This is a genomic window from Streptococcus sp. WM07 (assembly GCF_004570525.1).
GTDB lineage: Bacteria > Bacillota > Bacilli > Lactobacillales > Streptococcaceae > Streptococcus.
Genome location: NZ_SPPZ01000077.1, coordinates 1 through 6,364 on the forward strand (window position 1 = coordinate 1; position 6,364 = coordinate 6,364).

Annotated in this window: 5 protein-coding genes and 1 pseudogene; all 6 read left to right on the plus strand. The window is 39.1% G+C overall.

Annotated elements, in window-relative coordinates; all coding sequences use genetic code 11:
• A pseudogene (locus tag E4T71_RS07980) lies at positions 1–108 on the plus strand (IS30 family transposase); the annotation flags it as partial.
• A 173-nt stretch (positions 109–281) separates the two neighbouring features.
• Entirely contained in the window at positions 282–920 is a 639-nt protein-coding gene (locus tag E4T71_RS07985; RefSeq protein WP_135038773.1) for a deoxynucleoside kinase, read from the plus strand.
• A gap of 277 nt (positions 921–1,197) precedes the next feature.
• Positions 1,198–2,160 carry a glycoside hydrolase family 3 protein gene (locus E4T71_RS07990; protein ID WP_228062389.1) on the plus strand — a complete coding sequence of 321 codons (963 nt, stop codon included), beginning with the start codon at positions 1,198–1,200 and terminating at the stop codon, positions 2,158–2,160.
• A 160-nt stretch (positions 2,161–2,320) separates the two neighbouring features.
• Positions 2,321–3,238: a DUF6574 domain-containing protein gene (locus E4T71_RS07995; protein WP_135038767.1), complete on the plus strand. Its 918-nt coding sequence runs from the start codon at positions 2,321–2,323 to the stop codon at positions 3,236–3,238.
• Between the two features lie 148 nt (positions 3,239–3,386).
• A complete protein-coding gene (locus E4T71_RS08000; protein WP_135038769.1) occupies positions 3,387–4,118 on the plus strand; it encodes a hypothetical protein in 732 nt (243 codons plus the stop codon).
• 9 nt (positions 4,119–4,127) lie between these two features.
• Positions 4,128–5,510 carry a DUF4767 domain-containing protein gene (locus tag E4T71_RS08005; protein WP_135038771.1) on the plus strand — a complete coding sequence of 461 codons (1,383 nt, stop codon included), beginning with the start codon at positions 4,128–4,130 and terminating at the stop codon, positions 5,508–5,510.
• Positions 5,511–6,364 lie beyond the last annotated feature (854 nt).

The following is a 6,364-nucleotide window of genomic DNA, read 5'->3' on the forward strand; positions in this document are numbered from 1 at the left end:
AAAGAAACGACCCCAAAAGAGGTAGCCTTTATTGAAAATTGGATAAACAACTATCCTAAAAAATGCTTGGGCTACAAGTCGCCGAAGGAATTTCTTAGCGGTGGCTAACTTCAACTTGAAATTTAGCGTTAATTACTGGATATGTATTTTTTGATTTTTTGGTGCTAGAGTCTAGGAAGAAGTAGCCGATTGTGATACAGTATTAGGGAGTAATTGAATTTTTTGAGATATTCAACCTTGATGTTGAAAAGACTTGCTCAAATTCTAAGGAGGGAATGAAAATTTTGTTAGTTTTAGCGGGTACCATTGGTGCCGGAAAATCATCGTTGGCAGCGGCTTTGGGGGAGCATTTTGGGACAGAGGTTTTCTATGAATCGGTAGATGACAATCCTGTTTTGGATTTGTATTATAAAAATCCAGAGAAGTATGCTTTTCTTTTACAAATTTATTTTTTAAATAAGCGTTTCAAGAGTATAAAGCAGGCTTACACTCATGATAATAACATTTTGGACCGTTCTATCTTTGAAGATGCACTCTTTTTGGATTTGAATTATAGGAATGGTAATGTTACACAGGAAGAACATCAGGTTTACCACGAATTACTGGATAATATGATGGAAGAGTTAGAAGGGATGCCTAAAAAAGCTCCGGATCTATTGATTTATATTGATGTTTCTTTTGAAACGATGTTGTATCGAATTGCACTTCGTGGTCGGGATTATGAGCAAATTGATGGTAATCCAGATTTAGAGGCTTATTACCAGCAAGTTCATAGTGCCTACCCAGACTGGTATGACGCTTATGATAAAAGCCCTAAGGTACGAATTGATGGTAATCAGCTTGACTTTGTTAACGATGAAGAGGCTATGAGAGAAGTTATCCGGCAGGTCGAACAGGCTCTAGCAGAAATCAGAAACTAGAACAGGGACCGAGGTCTTTCTTTTGAGTTCGGGTTTTTCATTTGCCAAAAATAACCTAGTCTAGGTTAAGGATAGATGCTATAATATAAAAAGTATGAGAAGAAAAATAAAACCCATTGCCTTTTTTCTCTTTTACCTCTTATTTTTCCTGGGTCTATTTTTGATGATAATGATTCATAAAAAAGTAGAGACTACAGACAGGAAGCAGAGACCTGAGCAGGTAGAAAAGAAAGTGAGCAGTAAAAAAGACGCAACGATTGAAAAGTTACTAAAGGATATGACGCTGGAGGAAAAGGTCGGACAGCTCTTTTGGGCACGTCTTCCCTATTCCAACCAAATCAAAGATATTCAGGATTACCATTTGGGCGGCTACATCTTATTTGGTAAAGATTTTGAAGGTCAAACCGTTCAAGGGATTCGAGAATTAACGGATGGTTTTCAAGAAGCTTCTAAAATTCCACTGTTGATAGGATCAGATGAAGAAGGTGGCACTGTTACTCGGATTAGCAGTATTATCAGCAAACCATTTCTATCCCCCATGCAACTCTATCAGGAAGGTGGAATGGACGCCATTGTAGCAGATGCAAAACGAAAATCCCAAATTCTTCAGGAAGCAGGCATCAATGCTGGTTTGGCACCTGTAGCAGATGTAGCCACAGATTCCAATACTTTTATCTATCCTCGAACCATTGGACAAGATGCCGAAACAACAGCCGACTATGTTGCTGAGGTTGTTCAAACCTTTAAGCAGGAAGGGCTGGGCTCTACGTTGAAGCATTTCCCTGGTTATGGTAACAATGGAGATAGCCATACGGATATCATTCGAGATAATAGATCTTTAAAGAGTTTAAGAAAATCTGATTTCCTTCCTTTTAAAGCAGGAATTGCACAAGGAGCAGATAGCATTCTTGTATCTCATAATATTCTTAGTCAGGTTGATTCTGTTCCATCATCGATTTCTAAAAAGGTTACCGATATTCTTCGACAGGAACTGAATTTTAAGGGAGTTATTATGACAGATGATTTGGATATGGCTGGTTTAGCGGATTTTGTTAATCAAGATGAGGCAGCATTTCAGGTCATTCAAGCTGGAAACGATCTTATCTTAGGATCTAGTTATAGCACTCAAATTCAATACCTTTTGGATAAAATTGAAGAAGGTGAATTAACAGAAAAACGCATTGATCAGTCTGTCAAACGGATCTTAGCTTGGAAATACGACCTAGGACTCTTAAAGTAAGCTGAGGAGAAACGGGTATTTCAGTAAGTCCGATGTTTTCCTATATTGATTGCAGAAAAATGACCTTGAACTTATTGTCATTAAGGTTTTGAAACTGTATAATATTTGAGTGTTGATTTGAAAATTTCATAGAAAAGTTTAGGAAGAAGAGGAGATCATAATGAATCGTTCAGATTGGTTAGAATATTTTGAAGCTATTAATGGACGGCCTGCTACTGGAGAAGAAGTGGCAGCAGCTGTGGAAAAGGGTGAGATTGTAGATTCACCTGTAAGCCAACCGCAGGCTGTGCAAGCAAGTGCAGATACATCAGTGGCTTCAGAAGCTACTCAAATACCGCCTGTTCAATCAGTAGCCGTCCAACCGGATCAAGTACCACCTACACCCCAAGTAGCACCATTGGTATCTCCAGAACATCAGGAACAAATTAAAAAAACGTCTACCGACTTCTGGAATTGGTTTGCATCAGCCTTAAAAGCACCAACATCAGAAGTACAGACAACGCCTGCAAATGGATGGATAGCTTTTGGCTTATTGACTTTATTTTATACTTTGACAATTTTCATTATTGCTCGTAAGTCTATGGGATTTGGGTCAAATTTCATGAATGGCATTAACAACTATTATTCTGGAAGTTCAACTTCTTTGATGAGTAATCCAGTGGGATTCTCAGCCTTTATGGCAATTTTAGTTGGATCTGGTTTATATCTATTCGCCATTATTTTTGCCGGATTTGTAGCTAAGCGCTTTGTTTATAGCGATACACAATTTACATTAACTAAGGCCTTTGATTGGTATGGACGTTTATTCTCTGTGAATATTGTTATGATGGCATTAGCAACTCTATTTGTCTTAATTGATGTTTACTCAATTGCCTTCATCCTAATTATTCTTAGCGTGCTAGTATTTGGACTAGCTACAACTTTTGCCTTAGCCCACTCGCGCGATGTATCATCTTTGGATATGTTTTATAAGTATATTCTTGCGGTTATTGTGAACGGATTAGTACTATTTGTCTTTGGTGTCTTATCAATGATGATTGCTGGTGAATATCTAGTAAAACTTATTTCCCTTTACTAGTTCAAACTAGGTTAAATATGAATGAGGTCCATGCTTATTACATCCATGGACCTTTTTCTAGTTCCTTTTAACCATTAGTTAAATATACCTTGTAATCACATTCTAATGATGTTATTCTAAGAGAAATTGATATGAAAGAGGAGAAAAGATGACAGGTAAAGAATGGTCGGATGCTTTTAAAAAAATTGAAGGACGGGAACCTTCGCCTCAAGAATTTATGGAGGCTAAAAAGGCTGGTTTTCCGGAACTGGTGATGGAAAGTTCAGAATCGTTGACAGCTGCCGATTGGACGGCATTGTTTACAGAAATTTATAAAAGAACGCCATCACCCCAAGAATTTATGGCAGCTAAAGCACAAGGATTCCCCGCAATGGATAATCTAGGAGTAGACGAGAAACTAGTGCTAGAATCTCAAGCAAGTTCTTCAGAGGAGGCCGTAACTCAACTTAGTTCAGAACCTATGGTTACCGAAGAAGTTCATTCTACTCAGATTGTAGAAGTACCAGAGGAACAGGGGGGGCAGCCAAAATCTGAATCTGTGGTAACAGAAAAACCTCAACCTGCTCAAGCTGTTGCTGCAACGGAGGAGATACAAGAAGTAGCGGGAGTCTCTCAGGAAAATCATGAGGTAGAAGCAGCAACTACACAAGCTCTTGGAACTGTAGAACTAGCAGCGGATCTTGTTCCGCCAGTTAACCCAGCAACATTAACCCCAAGCTATGTTACGCAAGCTGCTGCCAATCAAAATCCGCAGCAAGCCTCAACGGGTATGCGGATTTTGCGCATTCTGCTCATGATTGCGATTGTACTTTTGACCATTGCTTTGGCTGTGGTTTTAGGTTATTTTGCCCTTGGACCGTTATTAGAAATGTTAGGTTAGGAGAAGAGGATGAACGCAAAAGATTGGTCTCAAGCATTTGAACAGCTTTTTGGTCGCAAGCCAACACCTGAAGAATTTATGCAGGCCAAACAAACTGGCTTTCCGCAACCACAAATCGTTCAAGTTCAACCAAGTCAAAAATCTGCCAGAGGTATTCCTAGCTGGATATGGGGAACCATTTTTATAGTATTTCTACTTCTGGCTGGTGGCTACTATGTATACAGCCAATCCGGCAATAGCCAAATTTCTGTCAGCCAGTCAGTCAGTCAAGATTCAGAAGAAGTGGATTATGCTGAGAAAATTGAGCAGCTCAGTGAGGAAGAGGTTAAGTTGGTTTCCCAAAATTTTGGGAAATGGTTATATGATAGTCCATATGGAAAAGATGCAGTTGTTATTCGGTCCACAACTTTGCCAACGCATGGAACGGGTTATGCCCATGTGATTACCAAAGAATCAGTCGATGGTGATATTTTGGCTGGTTTTGGTTGGACTTCACCTGGTAGTCTAGAAGAAGCATCTAAAGAAAGTAATCTCAATCTGGTAGAAGAAAGAGATAGCTATGACCTACGTCTTTTGGGAATGAAAGTCTCTAGTGATCAAGTAAAAGATTTTACGGATAATGCTATTGTTTTTCGAATTTACTCTCTCAAAGATACTACCCATGCTTACTATATAAGTGTTAACGATGAATTCGAAAAATTTTTGAAACCACGTGTACCTGAGGACCAGCTAATACCTGCTGCAGGGATGGGAAAAACTTATTTAGGTCAAAAACTTATAGACACTGAGAAGGAAAATTATTCTGTTCTACTGGCTTCAAACGGAAAAGTTTATCACACTAATCATGCGAAGGGTGAAAAAATGTTCCAAGAAGCTCCACAGGATATGCAGAAAGCCTATCAAAATTTTCTTATGAATGCTTATTCATTAAAGGAAGTTCAAAGTATTTTCGCGGATAAGAAAGAGGAGACTTTGGAACCTTCCAGTTCTGAAAAGAAAGACTCTCAAACTGAGATTGCTACACCAGCTTTATGGAATAGTGATAAAGATGCAGTCTTAGCAGATTTTATGGTTAACTGGGGAAATTCGATGAATCAGCCAGGGTATGAGAATAAAGGAACGAAACTAATAGAAGGCTGGTCCTTTAATGTTGGTGGAAATGATGTTAGTCTTAAAGTTTCGGCTGATGGGCGTGGAGATGCAGATTACAAGGTAGTAGCAAATTACCAGTATTTGAATAATTCTGTGAATCACATCTATTATTTTGCATTTGATCGTTCAGGTTCGCCAATTGTTTTATATACCAATCAATGGGATGGACCCGTACTATATCTTAGAGAAACAGCCAATGCTGATTTACGAGCTGGTTTTGCAAGAATTGCTAATCAGTAACAGTTCTTTGAAGGGGGCTTAAATTTTTAGTGTCCAAATAGGTCAGTCGGAAATATCTTTTCCGGCTTTTTACAGTACGACGGGCATGTCGTACATCTGAGGTGTAAGTCCTCTGTGGGCACCTGCTACCGGTGAACCCAATAGCGAATCCCAAGCCTAACTATCGTGAGGTAGCGGGGAGAGGAAGGGATAGCGAAATCGTGGCTCTACGAACAGAAACGTGATAGTAAGGCGTATATGGGGGATAAGGAGGCTGTAAACTCTAAAGTCCAAGAAGGTAGTCGTAACCTATATGCGTAAATCACGAGAGTAAACGAGGAAAGATGTACGACTTATCCCGTGAGGTCTTGTCGAGGCAATAGCCTAGTAACAACGAACGACAAGAAGTCAGCCGAACCCATAGTAGTGAAGAAACTTCTGTAATGGAAGTGGAGCGAAGGGGTGAACAGTTAACCGAAGTATACCTACTTCACTTGTATCTGTAAGGATAAGTGTCTGATAGAACCGGAGGCAGTCACGTATTGACTAGAGGAAGGTTCATCAATTTTAAGACGTCCTAGAGATAGCGAAACAAGAAAGGAATACGCGCATGTCTAAATTACTAGACCAGATATTATCAAGAGACAATCTTCTCGAAGCCTATAAGCAGGTTAACCCAAATTATTCATACATAACTAAAAAAACTTCCAGAATCGCTGATACATCATGGTTTCTGGAAGTTTTTGATTTTTCACCCATTAGGTGAGACTTTTGACTGGACAAAAAAGGATTTCCCCTTTATGATATAAGCGCAAACCAAATCAAAATAGAAAGGAAACCCATATGTTCAGTCTAACAAATTACAATTCTAAAAA